Origin of the sequence: Enterococcus cecorum DSM 20682 = ATCC 43198 (genome assembly GCF_000407565.1) — a bacterium.
Classification (GTDB): domain Bacteria; phylum Bacillota; class Bacilli; order Lactobacillales; family Enterococcaceae; genus Enterococcus_E; species Enterococcus_E cecorum.
Genome location: NZ_ASWI01000004.1, coordinates 1,132,825 through 1,158,014, shown reverse-complemented (window position 1 = coordinate 1,158,014; position 25,190 = coordinate 1,132,825). Strand labels below are relative to the sequence as shown.

The window sequence follows — 25,190 nt, the reverse complement described above, 5'->3', positions numbered from 1 at the left end:
TGTCCCATCCGAGACGAAGTACTTCTTAGCGATTAGTTTACGTGATTGATTTTCGTACAGTTCCATGAGAATTGCCTGCTTCAGTTCCTTTGTTAGTTGATGATGTTCATCAACTAAGTCCGTTTTCGCAGAAAAGGTCCTTCCACAATCATGGCAGAGAAAACGGGTACGTTTTAATTCTAAAATAGTCAACTTTTCTTTGACTTTCAACATCTGAGTGCGTGTCGTATAGGAACCGTTGCGGATAATACGAACCGATCGACAGTGTTCACAATAGGAAGGAGAGTCATCCAATTTTCCTTTAATAAACTGCGCTTGAACGCCTTTATATTCTTTTTCAATCAGCCATTCTTCATCAAAAAATAAATGTTTATCTGTTAATCCGAGTAATTTTCTAGTATGATTATCCATTGAGAGACTCCTTTGGTAGGATGACGTTTTGGTCGACTAAATTTTACCAAAAGTGAGTCTCTTTTTGAGTTGAAACGAAGAAAAAGTGTTAGTAGAAAATCGCCTTCGATTTTCCACCAACACAAAATATTATAGAACCACTTATTGTAAAGCTTTGAGTAAGCTCCTAATATTTGAATGATTTTCAAGCTATGAATAGGATCAAGGTATTCTGTTGTCAAAGAAGTGAAAAGTCAGAAGATTTTCTAATTCATGCATCAGTCATTTGGCTAGTATAACCTAAACCATAACCTGTCAATCGCCAAGGGTAAAATGCACGCTGCGCGCCCTTGGCAATCGTCAGAACATGGTTTCGAGCCGGTTATGCCAAACGACCGACGCACGAAAAGAAAATCTAATCAGAATTTTCACTTTTGATCTTTGACAACAGAATACCTTTTCTTAATCTTTCAGCTGACTATGAAAGTCACTCAAATCAAAACCTTAGGGGCTTTGCCCCTAACACCCTAGCCAACTCCCTCCACCGAAAAGGTTGGAGGGAAGAACAACTTTCAAAAAAATAAAAAACTTTATTTTTAGGAGGAGTCAACTATGATCACACAAACAAAAAACACACCATATCAAGTCGGAGACATCTTTTATAGCTCCTGGGGCTATGAACAAACCAATGTTACTTTCTGGCAGATCGTGAAATTAACGGAAAAAACCGCCTGGTTTCGACCATTAAAAAAGCAGACTGTCAAAACATATACCTCAATGAGTGGAACGACTGCGCCCATACCAAATGAGTTTATTGATTATCCGCTCGCAAGAACAAAAGACAGCATTGTTAGAAAACGAATCAATTCAGCACTATACCCTAATGAGTTATATGGTAATCGCAGTTGGGACACTTTCTATCGCTATGATGGTCAACCAGTATATGAAAGTAGCTATTATTAAGGGGGATTTTCCCCCTTTCAAAGATTTTAACGGTAGCCTTCAAATAGTAGAGATGATTTTGTTTACTGATGATGAAGTATTGAACCCAAAGAACATTAATACGCGAATCGTTCTATAAAAGGATGGGAGGGAAAAAGATGGGTTTGATAGATATTTACCACGAGTTTACCTATATTGGATCTTTTGAGAATACAAATGAAAATATCATTAATTATGTTGCGAGTATTCCACCTTACAAAAATATTTTGCTCGTTGATTTTACAACAGATGATACAGTGCTTACTACGATCGGCAATTTCCCGGACTATGTGTCAGATCAAAAATGGTTAAAAACAATCTTGCCCAAACTGATCGAAAAACAAACTGGAAAACTACCGATCGAAAAAGTCCATATTTTTGATCGGTATGAAGATGCTATGAAGAAATGAGGGAGAAAGATGTATCAATTTTCAAATCGCGAGTGTTTTAATGGGAGATATTTGATTCCAGTCAATCAGTTTAATCAGCACCATCATTGGCCGCCAAGCCATATAAAATATGATTGTTCCGAGTTGGCAGAACACCAAATAAGAAGAAGTAGAGGAAATTTCTATCCAACCTATATTTGGGAATGTCCCAGCTGTAAAAGTAAGTATCAATTAATACGAGGCACAAGGCAGTTTGAACGCCTTTCTTAGAAAAAAGTCTTTATTTAGAGGTGAAATGATGGAATTGGAGGAGTATGTTGATCGTTATATTGAAATCATTAAAACAGGTGTGACTCGTCTATATCCTGAATGTGATTTGACGAGTCGGCGCTCCTTGAATCTTTTGCATAATGAGTATTTGTTTGCGGTACAAGAATATGATTGTTACGTAGCCAAGCACAAACGTAAACCAGACTATCATGTGTTGATGGAGTATTTTGAAGAATGGGGAATCAATCGTTCAGAGTTGTTTCAGGAAAACGAACGAGTGATCTCAGAACAAGATTTTCTTGAATACTACTTAAATGATGTAAAAAGTAGCGGGTTATTGAAAGCTAGTGAATACACAGAAGAAGATTATCGGTTTATTTTGAAGCGTGAAAGGTACTTAGCAAGCCAAATGTTCAAAAATAATTGCCCTGGCATATATGGATATCAAGAGTTAAATATTCGTCAGTCGAAAAAAAGACAAGACTATTGTTTAAACGTATTAAAAAAACGATTTGAGATAGATTGTGCCGGTTTTTATGCAGGAATGAAAAGAAAATGACCCAAGGGAGGGAAATCGATGGAAAAGAAGTATCGAACAAAATTATCACCGAGTCTATCAAAGGAGTGAAATTTCAAGATGAATAAACGATTAATTGTTGCACTTATTTTAGTAGGGATGGTTACACGATTATTACCTGGCATGATTCAACTAGGACTGTTTGCTAGTTTATTCATTTATTTGTTTTTGTCCTGGGACGAGTATATGTATAAGTATGAAGTAGAAGAAAGAAGGGAGTTTTCTAAATGAAAAAAGATGATTCAAGTCCACATGTGAAGGTAAAAGCTCCACATGTGGAAGAAAAAGTAAGAATTGATTGCTTAGTCTCAAGAGAAGTGAAAGAAATGTGGAAGGAGATTGTCGCAAGAGATCGAGCAGAAAGTAACATGAGGTATTTTCCAGCTCATACACTTGAACGAATGATTCGAGCAGAATATCAAGTGATGAAAACATTTGGTATTCAAGGAAGGAGGATAAAAAATGAGCGATAAACGATTTATGAAAATTCAAAAGCTTTTAGCTTTAGCGAATGATGCAAATGACGAAGAATCCATGAGTGCATTAGCTAAAGCACAAGAGTTAATGCTTGCTTACGGAGTATCTGAAGAACAACTATTTGATTGTGAACAATCTTCTTTTGAAGAGAAAGTGGTTGATTTTGTTGTCTATCAAGGAAAGCCGCAGAAATGGGTATATCTCTTAGCAGGAGTTATTTATTGGAATTTTCGCGTGAAATATTACTATGTAGCAGGTACACCAGTTGAATTGCATTTTTTAGGAACAAAATCAGATGTAGAAATTGCGGATATTACGTTTCATTTTGCGAAAGGTAGTATTGCTTATTGTGCAAGAACGTACATGCAACGGCCAGAAATCAAGCGAAAAAGAAAACGAAAATGGCAGTTAAAGCAAGATTATATTCAAGGATATCTTGCAGGATTGCAGGAACAGTTCTGGGAACAAGTAAAAACAAATGGGTATGAATTGGCATTGCAAGTACCAGAATATGTACAAAAAGAGTTTAACGAATTATCGCTAGTATCAGGAAAAGACATATCTCAGAAAATAAAAGATCTGGGAGCATTTCAGGAAGGCGTACGAGAAGGAAAACAATTAAGACAAAAGGAACGCCTAGAATATCAATAATAAAGAGAGGGGAAAACAATGACAAAGTATATTGCAGTAAACAATAAAAAAGGCGGTACAGGAAAAACAAGTGTATCTTGTATGTTAGCAGTATATCTTTCACGATTTGGCCAGACATGCTTGATTGATTCCGACGAAAGCGGAAATGCAACAAAACGGTTTACCGAAGAAATCGAGGAATAAGCAGAATTGACACGATTATTTAGACGTCAAGAAGTGGTCCCAATGGCAGTAAGAGAGCAGTTGGATTTAGTGGCAGGTACAGCTGAATTAGAGCTAGTAAATACGGAATTGATTCAGCGAATCAACAATACCTTGATCTTTAGTAGCTATTTACGCCAATTTGATACATTCAAGAAGTATGCGTATGTTGTAATCGATACACGAAACGATAGCAATATTATCACGAATAATATGTTAGCAGCTTCTGATCTCGTTTTAGGTGTGTCTGATCCAAGCGCAGACGGTTTCGAAGCACTCCTAAACTTAAATGGACATATCGAGTATCTAGCGAATGAATTAACAGATGTGTTTACTGGAAAAAGCTATGTTCATGCGGAGGTACGCTATATAGGAAACCAAATTGCGCATAATACCGACGTTTCTCGGCAATTCAAACAAATTATTTCAGGAAATGATATGTTTTTAGGTTATTTCCAGGATCGTACCGCATTCAACGAAGCTAGTTTACAGCGTATTTCTTTATTAGACTTATTTGAACAAGAAAAGTACCAACAAAAACAATACCAGGAGTTCAAGAAGCAAACGTATGAATTGTTAGATAAGATCAAAACTTGTATTGATGGTGATTAGGAGGCGAGCGAAGCAATGCCTCCTAAATCCCTATGGAAAATCCCTATGGAAAATAGAAAAGATGAAAAGAGGAAAAAATTTGAAGGAAAAATCATGTAGTTGTGAGATATGCAGACAAAAGGAATATTTAGAAAAAATGTATCCAGATAAAATAATAGGTATGCAATATGCTTATTGGGAGATGATGGAAGGTGTTAATCTTTTGATTAGTGCAGAAGAGTTAGAGTTTTTAGAAGAAAAGAGTACAAGAATCAGCTTAACTAGTGAACAATCAGAAAAAATTTTGACGATTGCTTATGGTGTATTTGATAGTCGATGTGGATGGTATGATTGCTTATATGAATTAGAAATGAACAAAGGAACAGCTTATTACTATTTTGATTTAAAACGAATGACTTTAATTTCTGTTTGTTTTAAAGATTATTTTGTATTAGAACAAGAAGGAAATCAGGTGAAAGTTGCTGTTCTAATCAGCAGTTCAGAATCCCTTCCATTTCCCAAAAATCAATCTGAACGATCATTAACATTTACTAAGTTAATTACTAGTTTAGGAAAGCATTTGGATGAATTAATTTTTTCTAGACTAGAATATGGAATTTTTCGATTAGATTATGGGGAGCTTATTGGGACAAAACAGGATTGGAAGAAATAAATAAAAAGAGAAAAACTTTTTTCCATCTATTACAGAAGGTTCTTATTTGTAGATAAATAGATAAAAAATAAAATGAACTTGTTAAAAAAATGATTAAACAGATTACAATGACTATAAAGAGAAAGGAATTGATCGCATGAATCACTTTGAAGTCATTCAACAAAAAGTTACTACAAGAAAGCAAGAAATGACCAAAAATATTGTTCAGCCCTCCAATGCGATAAAAAAGATGGCGAATCAAGAAAAAGAGCAGAAGAAAGATTATATGTTTTCTTTGTATCCTTCTGATCGAGAAAAATTAAATGAATTAGCAAAACAAGCAGGTTATGTTACTCCCCAAGGGCGCCCGAATGCTTCCGCATTTTTTACAGCGTTGATTCGTCAATTATAGGAGGTAGGAAAAATGAATGAGGTCTTTGTGTTTACCGGAACATTGGACTGTTTTACGCGCAAACAAGCACAACAGTTAGTGCTTGCTTTAGGTAGTCGCGTTCAACAGTCAGTCACGAAAGAAACAACTTACTTAGTTGCTGGCAAACAACCAGTAACGCTGTTTGATTTTGGAGAATCACTGAAAAGAAAACAAGCCCTGAAAAAACAGGTGAAAATCATATCAGAAGAGACGTTTTTGCGGTTGTGTATCGAACAGCTTTCAAAATACCAGAAGATCGAATCAGAAAGGAAATTTACCCATGACAAATGAAAGTTTTTTATCACATATCAACAATGTATTAACACAGTCTGAGTTATCTCGAACAGAACGTAGGCAATTAGAAGAGATGTTAAAAAGCTTACTTGAAAATTATACGCCGGAAGAACTTTTACAAGTATTACTTGAAATGATCGGACCGATGCACAAAACAACCTGCCAGGTCTAAGTTTTACCTGGTAATACATAAGTAATGAATACAGAAAGGACAAGAAGAATATGTTTGCCGCTTTTTTGACAGACTTACATGAAATTTTACGCACCGACAACGATGGTTTAGAGAAAGAGAAACAATTAATGAATTACTCTTCTAATCTCATGAATCGTGTTATTCAATCATGGATCAATTGGCAAGAGCCACAATTGATTCAAAGTTATCAAGTGAAAGGATATACCGTTGGAAAAGCTGTCGAACGTAGTGTGCAGTTCTTGTTTGGCGTGCTTACGTATACAAGAAAATCGGTTGAAAGAAACGGACACATTATTTACCCGATTGATAATTTGCTTGGTTTAGAGAGATATGATCGCTATTCCTTACGAACAAAATACGCCTTGGCAGAGTTAAGTATGGTAACTTCTTACCGGAAGGCGTCAGAATTGATTGAGGTGGTTGGTAATGTTCAAGCCTCAAAAGATACCGTCATGAAAGTTGTTCATGAATACGAGACAAAATACAAAGAACATGAAGCGTATCTAGAAGAATATGGCACAGAAGGAAAGTGTAAAGTGGACTATCTTTATATCGAAGGTGATGGTGTGTTTGTAGGTGGCAAAGATGGAACAAACAAAGAATTGGCACATTTTATCGTTCACGAAGGAATAGAGACAAACGGTCAACGGAAAATGGCTAAAAACCTCAAACAATTTGTCGGTTTAGGTCATCAGAAAACATTGAATCATGTAGAAAATTATTTGTATCGTACCTATGATTTGAAAAACACCGTTATTGTGACCAATTCAGACGGTGGAAAAGGGTATAGCCAAAAAACGTTTAAAAGTCTTTTGCCAGTAGTAAAAGGACATGAACACTTTTTAGATCGTTATCATATCTCATTAAAATTAGAGCAACGTGTCTTTGTACCAGAATTAATTTCTGTTTTTCAGAATGCAATCAATAATTATTCTACTAGAGATTTGCAATGTGCCTTAGATACACTAGAATCGCATGTAGAAACCAAAGAACAAGAAACTCATGTCAAAAAGTTAAGAGCGTATTTGCGGCGAATTTGGAAAATTATCAAGCCGTATCACTTGCGCGAGTTATCAGGTGAAAAACAAGGAATCGGTATTATGGAGAGTCTACACCGAATCTTGACCTTCCGGATGAAACGCAATAGTAAGTATTGGGGAAAAGGTTTAGAGGCAATGGCTTCGTTATTGACCACAAAACGCAATGGTACACTAAAAGAAATCTTTTTAGAGAAGTGGAAAGAAGCGTTTGCGTTGGATGATCGATTGGTGGCAGAGTTAGGAAAGTGCCCAAATCACTTTTTCGAGGATGAACGGCAAAAAGTAGACAATATAAAAAACTATGCCATAAACTATCATAAACCTTCAAAACAAACTAAAGAGCGATTGGATTGGTATAAAGGAAATGAAAACTAAAAAAAGACTCTTTGTAAAGAAACAAAGAGCCACGCAGACTAGTCATGCACTGCGACTAATCTAAATCTAAAATTAATTTTTACAGATTAATTTTACCTTGTTTTTGAGCTATTTTCAAGACTAAATGTCAATTATTTGTTTATAAAATAAAACAGTTAGAGATTTTTTTCTAACTTCTCTCTTGCAAAAAGAGTGAAATATGTTAAAGTAAAAGGGAAGAAATCGATAAAGAAAATAATCAAAAGTAAATAAAATAACAATAGATACAAAGTGCACACACAGTGCATTTTTAATCTAAAATTAATTTTTACGGGAGAAAAGAGCTTCCGGGAAAATTACAGACACATACAAATTATGTGTTTCTATTGCATTTTAATATTAGTATAGTGTATACTAACAAGGGTGTGGCATTCACACTAAACATACATTCTTATTGGATTGTTGGTAGGTGCTAGTAATAGTTTGCCAGCAAGGTTAAAGATAAGAAGAAGAAAGAAAAACCAAATTGGAGGAATTTAAACATGGCAGTTATCTCAATGAAACAATTGCTTGAAGCCGGCGTACACTTTGGTCATCAAACACGTCGCTGGAACCCAAAAATGAAGAAATACATCTTCACAGAAAGAAATGGAATCTACATTATTGACTTACAAAAAACAGTTAAATTAGTAGATGCAGCTTACGAATACATGAAAGAAATCGCTGAAGATGGCGGTATTGCATTGTTCGTTGGTACAAAAAAACAAGCTCAAGAAGCAATTAAAGATGAAGCTATCCGTGCTGGTCAGTACTATGTAAACCATCGTTGGTTAGGTGGTACTTTAACTAACTGGGATACTATCCAAAAACGTATTGGCCGCTTAAAAGCTATCAACGAAATGGAAGAAAACGGAACTTTTGAAGTACTTCCTAAAAAAGAAGTTGCTGGCTTAAACAAAGAACGTGAACGCTTAGAAAAATTCTTAGGTGGTATCGCTGAAATGCCACGTATTCCTGATGTAATGTACATCGTAGACCCTCGTAAGGAACGCATTGCTGTTCAAGAAGCTCGTAAATTAAATATCCCAATCGTAGCAATGGTTGATACAAACTGCGATCCAGATGAAATCGACGTAGTTATCCCATCAAATGACGATGCAATTCGTGCGGTTAAATTAATTACAGCTAAAATGGCAGATGCTTTCATCGAAGGTAACCAAGGTGAAGACCAAGAAGTTGTTGAAGAAGTATTATTCGAAACAACAGAAGAAAACGCAACTTCAATCGAAGAAATCGTTGAAGTAGTTGAAGGCGACAACGCATCAGCTGAATAATTAGATGTACAAAATGGAGCTGTTTTCAAGGGCTAAGTGAGGAGCCTCACTCTCCTTTGAAGCAGCTTTTTTTAAAAGCAAAATAATTTTTTTGAAATGAAATAGGAGGAATTTATCAAAATGGGTCAAATTACTGCTAAACTAGTTAAAGAACTACGCGATATGACAGGCGTAGGGATGATGGATGCTAAAAAAGCTTTAGTAGAAACAGAAGGTGTTATCGAAAAAGCAATTGATTTATTACGTGAAAAAGGGATGGCTAAAGCTGCTAAGAAGAGCGACCGTATCGCTGCTGAAGGTTTAGCTTCTGTTGCGATTAAAGGTAACGTGGCTGCAATCGTAGAAGTTAACTCAGAAACTGACTTCGTATCTAAAAACGAAATGTTCCAAAACTTAGTTAAAGAAATCGCTGAATTAATGGCAGAACATCGTCCAGCTAACATGGAAGAAGCATTAAAATTAGAAGCATCTAAGGGTACATTAGAAGCTACTTTAATTGAAGCTACTCAAGTTATCGGTGAAAAAATTAGCTTCCGTCGTTTCCATGTAGTAGAAAAAGGTGACAACGATGCATTTGGTGGTTACTTACACATGGGCGGACGTATCGCTGTATTAACTGTTTTAGAAGGAACAACTGATGAAACTGTAGCTCGTGACGTTGCAATGCACGTAGCAGCTATCAATCCTCGTTATGTTGATGAAAGTCAAATTCCTCAATCAGAATTAGATCACGAAAAAGCTATCCTTACTGAACAAGCATTAAATGAAGGAAAACCAGCTAACATCGTTGAAAAAATGGTTGAAGGTCGCTTGAAGAAATTCAAAGCTGAAATTGCATTAGTTGACCAACCATTCGTTAAAGATCCTGATATGACTGTTGGTAAATTTGTTGCTGACAAAGGCGCTAAAGTTGCTTCATTCACTCGTTTTGAAGTTGGTGAAGGTATCGAAAAACGCGTTGATAACTTTGTAGAAGAAGTTATGAGCCAAATTAAACAATAAGCTCATTCATTTAAATAGGAACGCATAGATTATTATGCGCTCCTTTTTTTTGGAAAATTTCAGTGAATCGATTGGTTTTACTGGATTATATGCTATAATTAGTCGAGTAATTTTTTTAGTCAGGAGGAATTAAAATGGTTGAACCTAAATATAAACGTGTCATTTTGAAATTAAGTGGAGAAGCTCTAGCTGGTGAAAAAGGCTTTGGTATTAATCCTCCAACGATTAAAGAAATCGTGAAAGAATTAAAAGAAGTTCATGATTTAGGTGTTGAATTAGCAATTGTAGTCGGTGGTGGAAATATTTGGCGTGGACAAATTGGTGCGCAAATGGGAATGGAACGTGCACAGGCTGACTATATGGGCATGTTAGCAACTGTGATGAACGCATTGGCTTTACAAGATACCCTTGAAAATGAAGGGGTACCAACTCGTGTACAAACTTCAATCGAAATGCGTCAAATTGCAGAACCATATATTCGACGTCGTGCTGAACGTCATTTAGAAAAAAATCGTGTGGTCATTTTTGCTGGTGGTACGGGTAATCCATACTTCTCAACAGATACAACCGCAGCTTTACGTGCAGCTGAAATCAATGCTGACGTTATTTTAATGGCGAAAAATAATGTAGACGGTGTTTATTCTGCTGATCCTAAATTAGATGAAAATGCAGTTAAGTTTGAGAAATTAACACACCTTGAAGTTATTGCTAAAGGACTTCAAGTAATGGATTCTACAGCTAGTTCACTAAGTATGGATAATGATATCCCATTAGTAGTCTTTAACTTGAACCAACCTGGTAATATTCGTCGGGCAATCATGGGCGAAAATATCGGTACTACAGTTAAAGGAAAATAAGTTTCGTTTACTAAGATTAAGCCTTCCTACTTTTGCTAGTGGGAGAGGCTTTTTTTGATAACAATCATTTAAATTTTCATAGCGTTCAAATACGTTTTGTGATAAAATTTAGTTGAGTGGTGGATTTCAGTCACCAAGATAATATAGATAAGAGGAGATTATTATGGCAGACGCAATTTTTAACGAAGCAAAAGACAAAATGCATAAAGCAGCCGAAAACTTACAACGCAATTTAGGTCAAATTCGTGCTGGACGTGCAAATGCTTCATTATTAGACCGAGTTCAAGTAACTTATTATGGGGTACCTACTCCATTAAACCAAATGGCATCAATCACTATTCCTGAAGCACGTGTATTGATGATTACACCATTTGATAAATCAATGGTTCAAGAAGTAGAAAAAGCATTATTAGCTTCTGATTTGGGAATTACACCAACAAGCGATGGTAATGTAATTCGCTTAGTCATTCCGCAACTTACAGAAGAACGTCGTAAAGAATTAGCAAAAGAAGTGAAAAAAGAAGCTGAACAAGCAAAAGTTGCTATTCGTAACATTCGTCGTGATGCAATCGATGAATATAAGAAACAACAAAAGAATAGTGAAATAACTGAAGATGACTTGCGTTCAGCTGAAAAAGATATTCAAGACTTAACAGATAAGAGTATCAAAGAGCTAGATAAGATTGCTAGTGACAAAGAAAAAGAATTATTAGAAGTATAATTATACATGGTCTTGTCTTCTTTTCGAATCAAGACCGTGTATATTTTTTGCCAATAAATAATTATAGTTATTTACTTACACCTGAAAAAATAGGGTATAACTTCGATAAAATTTTACATATATTTTTATTGATTTTAGGAGTGGGAAAATGAAAAAATCAAAAAAATGGATTACTTTTAGTGTATGTGCAGCAACATTATCATTGTTTTTAGCAACAAATAATTTTGCTGATGAAACCCAAACAATGAATACAACAACTGGTTCAACAGTGACACTTTCAAGTAGCTCAAGTGCACCTGAAACGGAATCTACGGAAACAAGTGCTATGTCAACAGAAACGACAACAACTCAAAGTAGTTCAGCAAATAGTGCTGATGAAGTAGCAGCACAAACTGCTGTTCAAGTCATTAAACCAATTGAAGGTACGATCAAAAATGTAAACCAAGAAAATGGTACCTACGATGTCGTTGTAAAAGTGAATGAAAATGTACAGTCAGGCATTAAAAATGTATTTGTTCCAATCTGGTCAGATGCACAGCAAAAAGATATCAAATGGTATGAAGCAAAATTACAAGCTGATGGTACATGGATTGTTCATATGAATTTTTCTGAACATCAATATCATCGAGCAACTTATCATACCCATGTCTATGTATATTCTAACGACAAAAAACATGATATTAAAACTGTTTTAGATGATACTACTATTGAACCTCGTGAAACGAAATTGAGTGCTAAAATTCAGAATGTAAATACATCAACAGGAAGTTACGATGTAATTGTTTATGGAAGTAGTAGCTCGGGAATTCATCATGTGAAAGTTCCAATCTGGTCAGCAAAAGATCAAAGTGATATTAAGTGGTATGATGCAGTTAAACAAGCTGATGGAAGCTATTTAGTGCATATGAACATTGCTAATCATAACTATCGTCGTGGGATTTATCATACACATGTGTATATGTATAATAATGACCATACAGGTAAGGCTATTGTAGTTAATGATATCAATTTGCCTGATGTCAAAACAAAATTAGAGGCAGAAATTAATAATATAAATATCGCAAAAGGAACATATGACGTAGTCATTAATGGTCAAATTAACTCCGGAATTAGAGAAATTTTAGTTCCAATTTGGTCTTCAAAAAGTCAGAATGATATTAAATGGTATAAAGCTGAAAAGCAAGCTGATGAGAGCTACGTTGTGCATATGAATATTGCGAACCATAAGTACAATCGTGGAACGTATACCACACATGTATACATGTATGGTAATAACGGAAGACAACATGGAATGGTTGTAGGTAACACAACATTACCAGATGTAAATACCAAATTAGATGCCGAGATTAAAAATGTAAATCAAGACGAAGGTAGTTATGACGTAGTTATTAAAGGCCAAATTGATTCTGGCGTTAAGGAAATCTTAGTACCAATTTGGTCCGATAAAAACCAAAAGGATATCAAATGGTATAAAGCAAGTAAACAAGCTGATGGTAGCTATATTGTCCATATGAATATTGCCAATCATAAATACAATCGTGGAACTTATACAACACATGTATATATGTATGGTAATAATGGAAAACAACATGGAATGGTTGTAGGTAACACAGTATTGCCAGATATCCATACGAAATTAGATGCCGAAATTAAAAATATTAATCAAGATAAAGGTAGCTTTGATGTAGTCATCAAAGGTCAGATTGATTCTGGAGTAAGAGAAATTTTAGTACCAATCTGGTCTGATAAAAATCAAAAAGATATCAAATGGTACGAAGCAAACAAGCAAGCTGATGGTAGCTATGTTGTGCATATGAATATCTCAAACCACAAATATAACCGTGGTACGTATACAACACATGTATATATGTATGGTAATAATGGAAAACAACATGGAATGGTTGTAGGTAATACAGCATTGCCAGATATCCATACGAAGTTAGATGCCGAAATTAAAAATATTAATCAAAACAAAGGCAGCTATGATGTAGTCATTAAAGGTCAAATTGATTCAGGAATTAAGGAAATTCTAGTACCAATATGGTCAGCAAAAGATCAAAATGATATCAAGTGGTACAAAGCAAGTAAACAAGTTGATGGTAGTTATGTTGTTCACATGAGTATCGCGAACCATAAATACAATCGTGGAACGTATACAACACATGTGTATATGTATGGAAATTGCGGAAATAAAAAATCAATTGCTTTAAATAGTTTTTATTTATCTGCATCCGAGATTACAGAAGCGCTATCAGGTGAAATTAAAAATATTAATCAGCAAAAGGGCACTTTTGAAGTATATATTTATACATTTTCTAGAAATACTGTAAAAAATGTTAAGGTTCCAATCTGGCATAAGTCAGATCAAAGTGACATCAAATGGTATCAAGCGGTATGGATAAATGATTATACTTATAAAGTTACATTCGATATAAAAAATCATAGTTATGCAAGTGGTAATTATCATGTACATGCTTATTCAACAGCATCGAATGGTAAGGAATATTTTATTATTGTTGGTGATGTTAACTTAACCGGAAATTATGCTTCAAGAAAAGTTAATTATCTAGGTACTTCTCGTGAAAAGATTATCAATGAACTTAATAAACATCGTCATGATAGATATTATTTAGGTACGCCATTTAGAGGTCTAAGTTCAAATAATGCAGCATTATTTATGCGTCCTGGAGTTGGAATGAATTGTACAGGATTTGTGGCAACTGTAATTAGAAATTCTGGTGGAGATTTATCCAAAGTTACTAGATTAGCAAATGCTTTTGGCGGAGCGGCTAACGCATATAACTGGCGTGATGCACTTACAAAAACTGTGCGTTATTATACATTTAATAACGTAAATGATTTGTTGAGAAGCAAAAAAGCTCAAAAAGGTGATTTAATTTATTTTGAACCTGATTACTCTTATTATGCATATGATTGTCATATTGGTATTTATTGGGGTGATTACCCAGGACACAATCAAATTTGGCATCAAATGGAGATTAATAAGATAAGCCATATTTATTCTGGTACACCATATTCTAAAGTTTATCTATTTAGTATGGGTACAGAATAGTTAATTGTTAAACAGGTATTCTGTTTGATTAGAAATCAAATAGAATACCTGTTTTTTTTTATTTTTGAGCTATCCCCTAAAAAATTACGTGTATATTGAATAAAATATAGGTGTAATCATTATATGGGTAATTCAAAAAGTTCTATGAAAAACAAATATTATTGAACGAGTAAACAATTTTTATGTTTGTCATTTAATTCGAAGGGTCTTATTTTGACGAATCGCCCTTGACTAATTCTGTAAAATGGCTTGCCTTTTAAGCACAGGGTGACCCGATATACGAAAGAAAGCATGACAAAGTTCACTCTTGCACGGCCCATTTTAAGCCATTTTATCCCCAAGCCCCTCTCACGAGTTTGGGCTTGGCAGAATTGTCAAGGGTGTATAAAGCGATTCTTTTTCAGGACTCTCGATACCGAAAGAAAGCCATTTAGCTTGCTGGAAGCTCGTATTTAAATTCGCTAGCTAGCTGTATAAGTTTTATCCATTTTGAGGGCATATCTTGACACTGATTTAGCTCCTCAAGCTGTACAGGAATACGTCCTTTTTCTAGGGCAGAATGCGGCCGTAAAAAGTTGAAGAATGTGCTAAAAAGAACAGTCTGTGCAATTGCGCCAGACTCTGAACCGAAACCACCTAAAGGCTTATAGTTGGCTTTAAATGTACGATTTAAACGCTCTACTATCTGCTTTAATGGACGATATTCCTTGGATACTGGATCTTCATTGGTTAGTCCGATAGCTTGTGTGACATCAAAATCAATGCCGTGACGTTGGAAATACTGTTGTGCAAGTAAATAAATAGGATTTCCATCAACCACAAGATTAAGATTTTCAGAAATATCCTTGATGACATCATAAATGGCTTTGATGGCAGTCTGTGTATCGCGATTAGGTGAATATCGATGAGATAGAATAATCTTGTTTTTCGTATCAAAGAAAAAGTAGATATAATTCCAAGAACCTAGCACGCGAATATAGGTTTCGTCTCCACACAACTGGTCGGATAACTGATACGGATAGTAAGTCGTAAAAGGCTGCATATGAGCACCGACAGAACGAGCGTAATTACGTATCGTCTGGCCGGAAATTTTGACTTGATGAACATCATACATTAGGGCAGCTGTCTTCTCTGCGGAAAGGCCATAGTTCACATGATAAGTGAGAATAAGACCTAATACTTGTGGGGAAGAATAGATTTTACGCAAGTCAACCACAGTTTCAATGGAAGTGAGATTAAAAATATTAATCAAGACAAAGGTAGCTATGATGTAATTGTCAAAGGGCAAATCGATTCGGGGATAAGAGAAATCTTAGTGCCAATATGGTCAGATAAAAAACAAAATGATATTAAGTGGTACAAGGCAAGTAAGCAAGCTGATGGAAGCTATATTGTGCATATGAATTATGGTAATCATCAATTTAACACTGGAATGTATAATACGCATGTTTACATGTATGGAAATAACGGAAAATATCATGGTATAGTTTTACCGTTAACAAAAGTTTCTGCAAACTTAGTGACTGATGACCTATCTGCTGAAATAATAAACGTTAACCAAAATAAAGGTACTTTTGATGTAGTTGTGTATACTAGATCTAATTCAGGTGTTAAAAACGTTAGGATTCCAGTTTGGCACAATTCTAACCAGAGTGATTTAGTATGGTATTCTGCTACAAAAGTTGGAACTAATAAATTTAAAGCATCAATTAATGTAAAAAATCATCACTATAATAACGGAAAATATTCAGTCCATGCGTACATGATAAATAACTTGAATAAAGAATACAAAAAAGTTATAGCGCCTATTGGTCTTACTGGAACTTACAATCGAATTGAGATGACAAATGTTCCTTGGATTAGTCAATATAGACCAGTATTTGCACCATGGGGTTGTGCTTCTGCTGCAATGGCGATGTTAATTGAATCTCGTGGTATTCATGTTGACCTAAAATATGCTCAAGATACATTACCTATGTATCCAGCAAATAAAGATGGACAATTAGGTGATGTTTATACTGGTGCAGGTTTTGGATTTGTAATTAAACCTTCTGGATTAGTTAGACATGCACATAAATGGACAAATGCTGTTTATGATATTTCTGGATCATCAACACAAAAGATTATTGATACTATATTAAATGGTCAACCAGTTCTTTATTACGGTTTTTCTGGATATCAAGTTCCTGGAGATTATAATCGTAATCACTGTAAAGTAATTGTAGGCTATAAAGATGGTAAATTCAAAGTACATGATCCACTTTATATGCGAGCTTCTGATGGCCCTGGTTCACGCGGAAAAAATAAAACTTATTCACGTGGAGCAATTCATTGGATTACAGTTGCATAATTTAATCAAGAATATGCAGGAAATGCAATTACTATTAAATAGTTAGATAATTAATATCTTAAAATTGGTATAAAGGATGACAGATATACTATGTTATCCTTTATACTTTTTATTTTAATATGCTATAATTAATAGAAATTATTGATAAATAGGAGAATTATGTTGAAAAAAATTTCAATAGTTATTCCATGCTATAATGAAGAAGAAACTATAGCGATAATTTATAAAGAATTAGTACAGGTTGACCGGAAGTTACAAGATTTTTATTTTGAATATATTTTTATTAATGATGGATCAACTGATGATACACTTTTGAAATTAAGGCAACTTTCTAAAAAACAAAATGTACATTATTTATCGTTTTCTCGTAATTTCGGTAAGGAAGCTGCTTTATATGCAGGATTAAAAGAGACTAATGGAGATTATGTGACAGTCATGGATGCTGATTTACAAGATCCCCCTGAGCTATTGATTGAAATGGTTCGAATTTTAGAACGGGGTGAATATGACTGTGTTGGCACAAGAAGAATTAATCGAAGAGGCGAACCATCAATCAGAAGCTGGTTTGCAAGAAAATTTTATCAACTTATTAATCATATAGGAGAAGTAGAAATGGTGGATGGAGCGCGTGACTTTAGATTAATGACTAGACAGATGGTAGATTCTGTATTAGAATTATCGGAGTACAATCGCTTTTCTAAAGGATTATTTGCCTGGGTTGGCTATAACACTAAGTATCTTGAATATGAAAATCGAGAACGTGTTGCGGGCCAAACTTCATGGTCATTTTGGAGTCTGTTTAAGTATTCAATTGATGGCATTGTAAACTTTTCGGAAGCACCTCTAAATCTCGCTTCATTTGTGGGCGCATTTTCATGTTTTGCTTCGATTATTGCAATGATTTTCATTGTTGTTAAAACGTTGATTTTTAAAGATCCTACTTCTGGATGGCCTTCATTGGTTTGTATTATCCTTTTCATTGGAGGTATACAATTGTTATGCCTGGGTATTGTTGGAAAATATATTAGTAAAATTTTCTTAGAAACGAAAAAACGACCTATTTATATTGTTAAAGAACGAGATAAAAAATAAATGGAGATGATTTAATGATACTTTTTCCAATATTATTGATAGCAGTGCTATTTATCGTAAATGTTTCAAAACAAGAAAATGTGTTTTCTAGATTTTTCTTTTCGTTATATTGGGGAATGGGCAGTTTGGGTACTTCTGTCTACCTTATTTTGCTTAAAGTTGATGATTTTCAGTTAATTCATTTATTTCGCTTGAAAAATTTTTCTCAAAATATATATTGCTATTTTATATATATAATGGTTTCGGTAGCTATATTTCTAATCGTATATATTCTGAATAAAAAAGAGTTATATACACAACATCAAACATTAAAAACTATAGATAAAATCTTTGTAGGGATATTTACATTTTGTTCTTGGATTGCATTACTTTGCATATTGAGTGCAAATTGGGCGATGAATCATTTCCAGGGAATTTCTATTAATCAAATTATTTTCACGCTTACCCAGCCAGTTGAAGGTACTGATCAGTCACAAATTGATTCGTATATTTTTGGGCCCTTAATGCAAAGCTTATTCTTTATTTTTATCTTAATTTTCATTTTTTACGGTATTAATCGTTTAACAAAACTAAAAAAAGGGATTACTGTTTTTGAATTTATAAGGTTCAAAAAACTATTGATGAGTGTATTATCGGTAGTAATTTTGATTTTTGGCTTCTTTATAAGTATTAATGAAATTGGATATGCTGAAGTCAAATCTTATTTTTTCGAAAAAAGCGGGTTATATGAGAAGGCATACGTTAATCCAAAAAAAGTAAAACTAACATTTCCAGAGAAAAAACGCAACTTAATCTATATTTTCATGGAGTCCATGGAAACTACCTATATTTCAAAAGATTTAGGTGGTGCACAGAAAGAAAATCTTTTGCCAAATTTGACCAATCGTATTCAAAGTGGAGAAGCAATTAACTTTTCTAATACTGATACCATTGGTGGTGCGCTACCTATTCGTTTAACGGGATTTACGGTTGGTGGAATGGTAGCTCAATCTGCTGGTGTTCCTGTTCGTACTTCGTTAGATAATAATACATTGGATAACAATTCTAATTATCAAAATTTAAAGCAATTCTTGCCTGGTGCTTATTCGCTAGGGGATATTTTAGAAAAGAATGGATACCAAAACTTATTGTTGTTAGGTTCAGATGCGAATTTTGGTGGACGAAAAACTTATTTCCAACAACATGGAAACTATCAAATTCTAGATTATAATTATGCGATTGAGAATAAATGGATACCAAGTGATTATCATGTTTGGTGGGGATATGAAGATAAAAAGCTTTTTGAAAATGCTAAAAATGTAGTGACTCAAGCAGCTTCATCCGATAAACCATTTAATTTAACCATGCTAACGGCTGATACGCATTTTGAAGATGGGTATATGTCAGCTGAAACGCCGAAATTATACGCTAATCAATATTCCAATGTCATTCATTATTCTGATCAATTGGTAAATGAGTTTATTAATTGGGTACAGCAACAACCTTTCTATGAAAATACAACAATTGTGATTTCTGGAGATCATTTAAGTATGGACAAGGATTACTTCAATGATATTTCTGATAAGTATCAAAGAACAGTCTTTAACGAAGTCATCAATGCACCGATTCAAGCTGAATATACAAAAAATCGACAATTTACGACCTTTGATTTGTATCCTACTACTTTGGCTGCTTTAGGTGTTGAGATTGAAGGTAATCGTTTAGGTTTAGGTACAAACTTATTCTCTGGGACTAAGACGGTTCCAGAACGTTTGGGCTATCAAAACTTTGAAGATGAAGTTACCAAAAAGTCGGATTATTATGAACGGAAAATAGCCAAAGATAATTAATGCTTAAAAAGTGAGCACTAGGTCTGTCCTGGTGTTCACTTTTTAATTATCTCTTTATTTCGTGAAAAAGGTGGGTAATTGCGTATGGTTTTGTGGTATAATAACTTAGATAGATACATTTTGATAGGAGGCGAACTAGGTGTTTCGTTTTTTTCCTGAGAAGAAAAAATCAAGTCAAATAGAAGAATTTACCTTTCAACCTGAATTAGGTGTTCCTCAGCATATCGCGATTATTATGGATGGTAATGGACGATGGGCTACAAATCGTCGCTTACCACGTTTTGCAGGACATAAGGCAGGAATGGACAATGTTAAAAAAATTACGAAGCATGCAGCAAAATTAGGGGTAAAGGCCTTAACTTTATATACTTTTTCGACTGAGAATTGGAAACGTCCAGAAGATGAAGTCAATTATTTGATGAAATTGCCGGTGGATTTTTTTGATACTTTTGTGCCAGAATTAATTGAAGATAATATTCGTGTGCATGCGATGGGGTATCTAGACGCCCTGCCTAAACATACCTATGATGCGATTCAACGGGCGATGGCACAAACGGCTCATTGTACAGGGATGGTGCTTAACTTTGCCTTTAATTATGGTTCGCGTGCAGAAATCTTAACAGCGGTTCGTCATATCGCTAAAGAAGTTCAAGAGGGGAAAATAGCACCTGAAGAAATTAATGATATGCTATTTGCCGATCACTTGATGACTAGTTTCTTACCAAGTGAATATCGTGATCCTGAACTAATGATTCGAACCAGTGGCGAAGAACGAATTAGTAATTTTCTATTATGGCAATTTGCTTATAGTGAATTTTATTTTACTGATACGTATTGGCCTGATTTTGATGAAAAAGCATTAGAGCAGGCTTTAGCGAGTTACCAAATGAGAGATCGTCGGTTTGGTGGCTTAAATAATAAGGAGGACAAGAAATAAATGCGTACACGTGTAATTACTGCCGTGGTAGCTTTAGCGATTTTCTTACCAATTTTATTTATTGGTGGTACGATTTTGCAATTAACGGCAGCATTATTAGCAGTGATTGGCGTTTATGAATTATTTAGAATGCGTCAAATCCAGTTATTAAGCTATGAAGGAGTATTGGCGGCCCTCGGTGCAATCGTGCTCGTCTTGCCAAAAAATCCATGGTTTAGCTTTTTACCAGTAAATACGGAAAAATGGATGCTTTATTATTTTGTGGTAATGCTGATTTTGGGATTAAGTGTGATTTCCAAAAATACTTATACTTTTGATGAAGCTTGTTTCCCGGTTTTAGTCAGTCTATATGTCGGGATTGGCTTTGGTAATTTTGTATCCGCACGTATGGATAAAGATGGGCTAATCGTTTTAATGTTTGCCTTTCTAGTTGTCTGGTCTACTGATATTGGTGCTTATATGTTTGGACGTAAATATGGTAAAAACAAATTATGGCCTGAAATTTCGCCAAACAAAACGGTTGAAGGGGCTTTAGGTGGTATTTTATCTGCGGTTGTTGTAGCAGTGATTTACTTAATCATTTTCCCTGCTAAACAGTATTTTGACCATTCTTTATTTACTGTAGCCTTGATGACGATTGTTTTATCAGTGGTAGGTCAATTTGGTGATTTAGTAGAGTCAGCCTTTAAACGTCATTATGGTGTGAAAGATTCAGGTAAGATTTTGCCAGGGCATGGTGGCATTTTAGACCGCTTCGATAGCATGTTGTTTGTATTTCCAATCATGCATTTATTAGGTTTAATTTAAATATTGAGATAGTTAATTTTCAGCGATGGAGATTAACTATCTTTTTTTGACTAGCGAATAAGTAGAACATAATTTAGTAGTTTATGATATACTAAATATCCCGCAACTAACTAGCTTGATTTCCAGAGGGGCCAGTGAGCAAGCCTATCGATATATTGAGCCACACCTTGATCAATATATGGGTTCTATTTTTGAAAAAATCTGTACCGAATACTTATGGGAAAGACTGCTTCAAAATGACTTGAGTTTTTCCTTTTTAGACTTAGCCAGTTGGTGGGGCAAGAATCCGCAAACGAAAAAGCAAGAAGAAATCGATATTATGGGAACTTCCGGGCACACGTCAGTATTTGGTGAATGTAAGTGGAAAAATGAACTGGTTGATACACCGGTGTTAGATCAATTAATCCACCGTAGTCAAATGTTCCCTTATGTGGATAATCATTATCTCTTGTTTAGCAAAACAGGATTTACATTAGCTTGTAAAGAACGGGCTGAGCAATTAGACAATGTTGAGTTGGTGACTTTTGCTGATATTTATACGTATCTGTCGCAAATTTAACTTTGCAAAATCATGTCTACTCTGTTAAATCTTCGCAATATTTAGCTAAAAAACTTTAAAAATAAGATAAGAAACTGTAAAATGGGTAATAAGTAAGAAAAGGTGTTTACCAAAGAATTTGTTTAGATTAAAAATAATTTTTGAGAAAGCGAGTGATGAGATGAAATCGATTCTAGTATTTTTGATTATCTTTTCAGTTATCGTCATTGTTCATGAGTTTGGACATTTTTATTTTGCACGTAAATCTGGTATTTTAGTGCGTGAATTTTCAATCGGGATGGGTCCGAAAGTCTTTGCCAAACAAGGAAAAGATGGGGTGGCCTATACGATTCGCTTGCTTCCATTAGGCGGCTATGTGCGCATGGCTGGTGCAGACGAAGGTGGAGACTTAACACCAGGGATGTTTATTTCATTAGTAGTGGATGAAAACAATGTCGTGCACAAGATGAATTGCTGCGAAAAAGTGGAATTGGAAAATAGTATTCCGTTTGAGGTTGCCGATAGTGATTTAGAAGATGAGCTCTATGTTGAAGGTTATGTCAATGGAGACGATAGCGATCTTGTACGTTTTGCTGTCGATCATGATGCAACCGTGATTGAATCAGATGGTACGGAGATTCGCATCGCACCACGAGATGTACAGTTCCAGTCAGCTAAATTATGGCAACGCATGCTTACTAATTTTGCAGGTCCGTTAAACAATTTTATCTTAACTTTTGTCTTATGTGTGATTTTGGTCTTTATTCAAGGTGGGATGAGTGATCCGAACACCTCCAAATTAGGCGAAATTATGCCTGATTCCCCTGCGAGTCAAGCGGGATTGAAACAAGGGGATGAAATTAAAACAATTGCTAACAAGAAAATTAGTAACTGGAATGATTTGGTAGATGAAATTCAAAAAAATCCAGGAAAATCACTTAAAGTCAAATATATACGCGATGGTCAAACCAAAACCACGACCTTAACACCTAAAACAGTGACGGTCAATGATGAAAAAGTTGGCCAAATTGGGATTACCATGTATAAGAAAACTGGTGTGATGACAATGATTACAGGTGGTTTTGAAGTGTCGATAAATATGGCCACTCAGATTTTCCAAGCTTTGAAATCAATTATTGTCCAGCCTGATATTAATAAGTTAGGTGGTCCAGTAGCAATTTTCCAACAATCTGCGCAGGTAGCCAATGAAGGTCTCATTACGATTATTGCGTATATGGCGTTGATTTCAGTGAATATTGGGATTTTTAATTTACTTCCAATTCCAGCCTTAGATGGTGGGAAGCTCGTATTAAATATTTTAGAAGCGATTCGTCGCAAACCCTTAAAGCCAGAACACGAAGGTATTATTACCATGATTGGTGTAGGGATGATTTTATTGCTCTTTGTTTTAGTCACTTGGAATGATATTCAAAGGATGTTTTTTAGATAATTTTTAGGGGTTAAAAATGAAACAGTCAAATTTATTTATTCCAACTTTGAAAGATTCGTCTACAGAAGGGGCAGAGTATATTCAGTTACTTTTAAAAGGTGGCTATATTCGTCAAGTAGGCAGTCATGATTTTGCTTACCTGCCCTTAGCCAATCGAATTATTCAAAAGCTAGAATTATTATTGCGTGCTGAATTACGTGCTTTAGATGCTAATGAGTTACGTTTTAGTGTGACGAATCAATTGGCACAACAGGAAAGTGTCTTAACCGATAATCAGTTGCAGCTGGTGACTGATTTAGCTTTAACTGATTTTTCGGTGATTCAGTTATTAAGTCGCGAAATTCAGTCTTATCGTCAACTACCACTTACTTTTTATCAAGTACAAACCATTGCGGTAGATGAAGTTAAGCGAATGCACTCTTTATTAAAAGAAACGCATGAACTTTTTGTCGATGGATTCTTTCTTCATCCAACAAAAGAAGGACGTGAAGCAATTTATCAGCAGCTACTAAAGGCAATCAGCCAGTTTTTAAGTAAATGTGAGATTGACTTTGCGATGTTAACTGGCGATGGTATTCATGCCTTACAATCAAAAGTTTTTACCGGAGATACCGAAAATGGCTATGAGACAGTGCTGAAGGCTTCTTTAGGTTCGTATGCAGCTTTACAGACTTTAGCAATTAGTCAAGGTAGTAACAAGGTGAGTGCTAAAAATTATCTGGCGTTGGAGCAGATTCAATCTATTGAAAAGGATGCGCCAAGGCTACAAATTCAGCTATTCAAACAAGCAGAGAAAATCATTGCCGTCTTTATGCGTCAAGAGGATGAATTAAGTGTAGTTAAATTGCATAAAGTTTTAGCAACTGAAGAGATAGTAGACTTTGAAGGTGAGAAGGTTTTTGCCAGTTTGGATGATTTGTTGACTGAATGTGAGATTTATGCGGATGAGACCGTCTTAACGCAAGCAAATTATCTTTTAGCAGATTGTGTATTTCTTGCTGAGAACTATCAAAATGTCAATCTAGCAAATTTTGAACAAGTTCAATTTGTTGATTTGCGTTTGGTGCACTCTGGTGAAACAGCTATTGAAAGTCAAGGAATACTAGAGGCAAGTTCGGCTGTTAGAATTGCTCGTGTGGAAAATATGCGTGCGATTGATTCTTCCGTTTTTCACGTGACCAATGATGAAAATGAGCGTGTTCAGATCGAATTAGGCCATTTTGCGATGAATTTATCAGAAATCTTTGCTTTAATTGTCGATCAAAAGCGTGTGGGTCAAAAAATGAGTTGGCCTCGTGCTATTGCGCCTTTTGATGTGCATCTGATTGCTGTGGAAATTCAAGATTATTATCAAAAGCAATTGATGCAATTTGTTGAGGAAAAATTAATTCAGGCCAATTATGAAGTACTTGTCGATGATCGTGAGGAACGTATTGGCGTGAAATTTGCTGAAGCGGATTTGATTGGTTGTCCGATTCGCATCGTTGTCGGTAAAAAAGCAGCCGATCAAGTCGTGGAATTAGAAATTATGTCTAGTCAATCTAAGGTGGAAGTGCGTTTAGATGACTTACTCGGGACATTAGAAATTCTATTATCTCAAAATGCAGAATAAGAAGTGGTAGCCGTGAATTTTCTTTCGCGGACTATCGCTTTTTTTGCTATAATAGATTGTACGTTTATTTATTGTTAAAAAAAAGAGGTGTCTGT

The 25,190-nt window shown here is 35.0% G+C and carries 25 protein-coding genes and 1 pseudogene; 24 read left to right on the top strand and 2 right to left on the bottom strand.

Annotated elements, in window-relative coordinates:
- Positions 1-411: ISL3 family transposase (locus I567_RS11650; protein WP_016252422.1), on the bottom strand; the 411-nt coding region annotated here is incomplete at its 3' end.
- Between the two features lie 756 nt (positions 412-1,167).
- Between I567_RS11650 and I567_RS13075 the strand changes: the two genes are divergently transcribed.
- From I567_RS13075 to I567_RS11570, 16 genes and pseudogenes are all read left to right on the top strand, one after another.
- Positions 1,168-1,353, top strand: coding sequence for a hypothetical protein (locus tag I567_RS13075; RefSeq protein ID WP_029681101.1), 186 nt, complete (start codon positions 1,168-1,170; stop codon positions 1,351-1,353).
- Positions 1,354-1,490: 137 nt separating this feature from the next.
- Complete coding sequence (locus I567_RS11640) at positions 1,491-1,781, top strand: hypothetical protein (protein ID WP_010709775.1); 291 nt, start codon at positions 1,491-1,493, stop codon at positions 1,779-1,781.
- Between the two features lie 277 nt (positions 1,782-2,058).
- The gene (locus I567_RS11635; protein ID WP_010709774.1) at positions 2,059-2,589 is read left to right on the top strand and encodes a hypothetical protein; all 531 of its coding nucleotides are present in this window, start codon (positions 2,059-2,061) and stop codon (positions 2,587-2,589) included.
- Between the two features lie 78 nt (positions 2,590-2,667).
- The gene (locus I567_RS12795; RefSeq protein ID WP_010709772.1) at positions 2,668-2,838 is read left to right on the top strand and encodes a hypothetical protein; all 171 of its coding nucleotides are present in this window, start codon (positions 2,668-2,670) and stop codon (positions 2,836-2,838) included.
- The gene (locus tag I567_RS11630) at positions 2,835-3,080 is read left to right on the top strand and encodes a hypothetical protein (protein WP_010709771.1); all 246 of its coding nucleotides are present in this window, start codon (positions 2,835-2,837) and stop codon (positions 3,078-3,080) included. Before I567_RS12795 ends, I567_RS11630 begins: the two co-directional genes overlap by 4 nt.
- Positions 3,070-3,735 (top strand): DUF2786 domain-containing protein, encoded by a 666-nt coding sequence (locus I567_RS11625; RefSeq protein WP_016252421.1) that lies wholly within the window; start codon positions 3,070-3,072, stop codon positions 3,733-3,735. The genes I567_RS11630 and I567_RS11625 overlap by 11 nt, the downstream gene beginning before the upstream one ends.
- Before the next feature lie 18 nt (positions 3,736-3,753).
- Positions 3,754-4,548, top strand: a pseudogene (locus I567_RS11620) (ParA family protein).
- 61 nt (positions 4,549-4,609) lie between these two features.
- Positions 4,610-5,200 (top strand): hypothetical protein, encoded by a 591-nt coding sequence (locus I567_RS11615; protein WP_143139233.1) that lies wholly within the window; start codon positions 4,610-4,612, stop codon positions 5,198-5,200.
- Between the two features lie 136 nt (positions 5,201-5,336).
- Positions 5,337-5,591: a hypothetical protein gene (locus I567_RS11610; RefSeq protein WP_010709766.1), complete on the top strand. Its 255-nt coding sequence runs from the start codon at positions 5,337-5,339 to the stop codon at positions 5,589-5,591.
- A gap of 12 nt (positions 5,592-5,603) precedes the next feature.
- A complete protein-coding gene (locus tag I567_RS11605) occupies positions 5,604-5,903 on the top strand; it encodes a BRCT domain-containing protein (protein WP_010709765.1) in 300 nt (99 codons plus the stop codon).
- Between the two features lie 225 nt (positions 5,904-6,128).
- Positions 6,129-7,514 (top strand): ISLre2 family transposase, encoded by a 1,386-nt coding sequence (locus I567_RS11595; protein ID WP_016252417.1) that lies wholly within the window; start codon positions 6,129-6,131, stop codon positions 7,512-7,514.
- Between the two features lie 521 nt (positions 7,515-8,035).
- On the top strand, positions 8,036-8,827 hold the full coding sequence (rpsB, locus tag I567_RS11590; RefSeq protein WP_016252416.1) for a 30S ribosomal protein S2: 792 nt from the start codon (positions 8,036-8,038) through the stop codon (positions 8,825-8,827).
- A gap of 120 nt (positions 8,828-8,947) precedes the next feature.
- Entirely contained in the window at positions 8,948-9,829 is an 882-nt protein-coding gene (gene tsf / locus I567_RS11585) for a translation elongation factor Ts (RefSeq protein WP_016252415.1), read from the top strand.
- A 134-nt stretch (positions 9,830-9,963) separates the two neighbouring features.
- Positions 9,964-10,686 carry a UMP kinase gene (gene pyrH / locus I567_RS11580; protein ID WP_016252414.1) on the top strand — a complete coding sequence of 241 codons (723 nt, stop codon included), beginning with the start codon at positions 9,964-9,966 and terminating at the stop codon, positions 10,684-10,686.
- Positions 10,687-10,849: 163 nt separating this feature from the next.
- Positions 10,850-11,407, top strand: a complete 558-nt coding sequence (frr, locus tag I567_RS11575) for a ribosome recycling factor (protein WP_016252413.1) — start codon at positions 10,850-10,852, stop codon at positions 11,405-11,407.
- Between the two features lie 148 nt (positions 11,408-11,555).
- Positions 11,556-14,480, top strand: coding sequence for a GBS Bsp-like repeat-containing protein (locus I567_RS11570; RefSeq protein WP_016252412.1), 2,925 nt, complete (start codon positions 11,556-11,558; stop codon positions 14,478-14,480).
- Between the two features lie 430 nt (positions 14,481-14,910).
- Here the strand turns inward: I567_RS11570 and I567_RS11565 are convergent, their stop codons facing one another.
- A complete protein-coding gene (locus tag I567_RS11565; protein WP_231482503.1) occupies positions 14,911-15,633 on the bottom strand; it encodes a DDE-type integrase/transposase/recombinase in 723 nt (240 codons plus the stop codon).
- 27 nt (positions 15,634-15,660) lie between these two features.
- On the opposite strand from I567_RS11565, the gene I567_RS11560 reads away from it, so the two are divergent.
- The 8 genes from I567_RS11560 to I567_RS11525 all read left to right on the top strand — a co-directional run bounded on the left by I567_RS11560 (position 15,661) and on the right by I567_RS11525 (position 25,095).
- The gene (locus tag I567_RS11560; RefSeq protein ID WP_016252410.1) at positions 15,661-16,830 is read left to right on the top strand and encodes a GBS Bsp-like repeat-containing protein; all 1,170 of its coding nucleotides are present in this window, start codon (positions 15,661-15,663) and stop codon (positions 16,828-16,830) included.
- Between the two features lie 159 nt (positions 16,831-16,989).
- A complete protein-coding gene (locus I567_RS11555) occupies positions 16,990-17,922 on the top strand; it encodes a glycosyltransferase family 2 protein (RefSeq protein ID WP_016252409.1) in 933 nt (310 codons plus the stop codon).
- A gap of 377 nt (positions 17,923-18,299) precedes the next feature.
- Positions 18,300-19,751 (top strand): LTA synthase family protein, encoded by a 1,452-nt coding sequence (locus I567_RS11550; RefSeq protein WP_248622580.1) that lies wholly within the window; start codon positions 18,300-18,302, stop codon positions 19,749-19,751.
- 139 nt (positions 19,752-19,890) lie between these two features.
- Positions 19,891-20,688: an isoprenyl transferase gene (locus I567_RS11545; protein WP_016252407.1), complete on the top strand. Its 798-nt coding sequence runs from the start codon at positions 19,891-19,893 to the stop codon at positions 20,686-20,688.
- The gene (locus tag I567_RS11540; protein WP_016252406.1) at positions 20,689-21,495 is read left to right on the top strand and encodes a phosphatidate cytidylyltransferase; all 807 of its coding nucleotides are present in this window, start codon (positions 20,689-20,691) and stop codon (positions 21,493-21,495) included.
- A gap of 115 nt (positions 21,496-21,610) precedes the next feature.
- Positions 21,611-22,054, top strand: a complete 444-nt coding sequence (locus I567_RS11535; RefSeq protein ID WP_016252405.1) for a DUF234 domain-containing protein — start codon at positions 21,611-21,613, stop codon at positions 22,052-22,054.
- Positions 22,055-22,214: 160 nt separating this feature from the next.
- Complete coding sequence (gene rseP / locus I567_RS11530) at positions 22,215-23,483, top strand: RIP metalloprotease RseP (protein ID WP_016252404.1); 1,269 nt, start codon at positions 22,215-22,217, stop codon at positions 23,481-23,483.
- A gap of 16 nt (positions 23,484-23,499) precedes the next feature.
- Entirely contained in the window at positions 23,500-25,095 is a 1,596-nt protein-coding gene (locus I567_RS11525; protein ID WP_016252403.1) for a His/Gly/Thr/Pro-type tRNA ligase C-terminal domain-containing protein, read from the top strand.
- Positions 25,096-25,190 lie beyond the last annotated feature (95 nt).

Bases quoted from the DNA above. Each gene is read 5' to 3' on its own strand.
- I567_RS11555 (WP_016252409.1), top strand. From the start codon at position 16,990: ATGTTGAAAAAAATTTCAATAGTTATTCCATGCTATAATGAAGAAGAA.
- I567_RS11640 (WP_010709775.1), top strand. From the start codon at position 1,491: ATGGGTTTGATAGATATTTACCACGAGTTTACCTATATTGGATCTTTT.
- I567_RS11525 (WP_016252403.1), top strand. From the start codon at position 23,500: ATGAAACAGTCAAATTTATTTATTCCAACTTTGAAAGATTCGTCTACA.
- rpsB (WP_016252416.1), top strand. From the start codon at position 8,036: ATGGCAGTTATCTCAATGAAACAATTGCTTGAAGCCGGCGTACACTTT.
- I567_RS11540 (WP_016252406.1), top strand. From the start codon at position 20,689: ATGCGTACACGTGTAATTACTGCCGTGGTAGCTTTAGCGATTTTCTTA.
- I567_RS11630 (WP_010709771.1), top strand. From the start codon at position 2,835: ATGAAAAAAGATGATTCAAGTCCACATGTGAAGGTAAAAGCTCCACAT.
- I567_RS11570 (WP_016252412.1), top strand. From the start codon at position 11,556: ATGAAAAAATCAAAAAAATGGATTACTTTTAGTGTATGTGCAGCAACA.
- I567_RS11625 (WP_016252421.1), top strand. From the start codon at position 3,070: ATGAGCGATAAACGATTTATGAAAATTCAAAAGCTTTTAGCTTTAGCG.
- tsf (WP_016252415.1), top strand. From the start codon at position 8,948: ATGGGTCAAATTACTGCTAAACTAGTTAAAGAACTACGCGATATGACA.
- I567_RS11610 (WP_010709766.1), top strand. From the start codon at position 5,337: ATGAATCACTTTGAAGTCATTCAACAAAAAGTTACTACAAGAAAGCAA.
- I567_RS11635 (WP_010709774.1), top strand. From the start codon at position 2,059: ATGGAATTGGAGGAGTATGTTGATCGTTATATTGAAATCATTAAAACA.
- frr (WP_016252413.1), top strand. From the start codon at position 10,850: ATGGCAGACGCAATTTTTAACGAAGCAAAAGACAAAATGCATAAAGCA.
- I567_RS11615 (WP_143139233.1), top strand. From the start codon at position 4,610: ATGAAAAGAGGAAAAAATTTGAAGGAAAAATCATGTAGTTGTGAGATA.
- I567_RS13075 (WP_029681101.1), top strand. From the start codon at position 1,168: ATGAGTGGAACGACTGCGCCCATACCAAATGAGTTTATTGATTATCCG.
- I567_RS11605 (WP_010709765.1), top strand. From the start codon at position 5,604: ATGAATGAGGTCTTTGTGTTTACCGGAACATTGGACTGTTTTACGCGC.
- I567_RS12795 (WP_010709772.1), top strand. From the start codon at position 2,668: ATGAATAAACGATTAATTGTTGCACTTATTTTAGTAGGGATGGTTACA.
- rseP (WP_016252404.1), top strand. From the start codon at position 22,215: ATGAAATCGATTCTAGTATTTTTGATTATCTTTTCAGTTATCGTCATT.
- pyrH (WP_016252414.1), top strand. From the start codon at position 9,964: ATGGTTGAACCTAAATATAAACGTGTCATTTTGAAATTAAGTGGAGAA.
- I567_RS11595 (WP_016252417.1), top strand. From the start codon at position 6,129: ATGTTTGCCGCTTTTTTGACAGACTTACATGAAATTTTACGCACCGAC.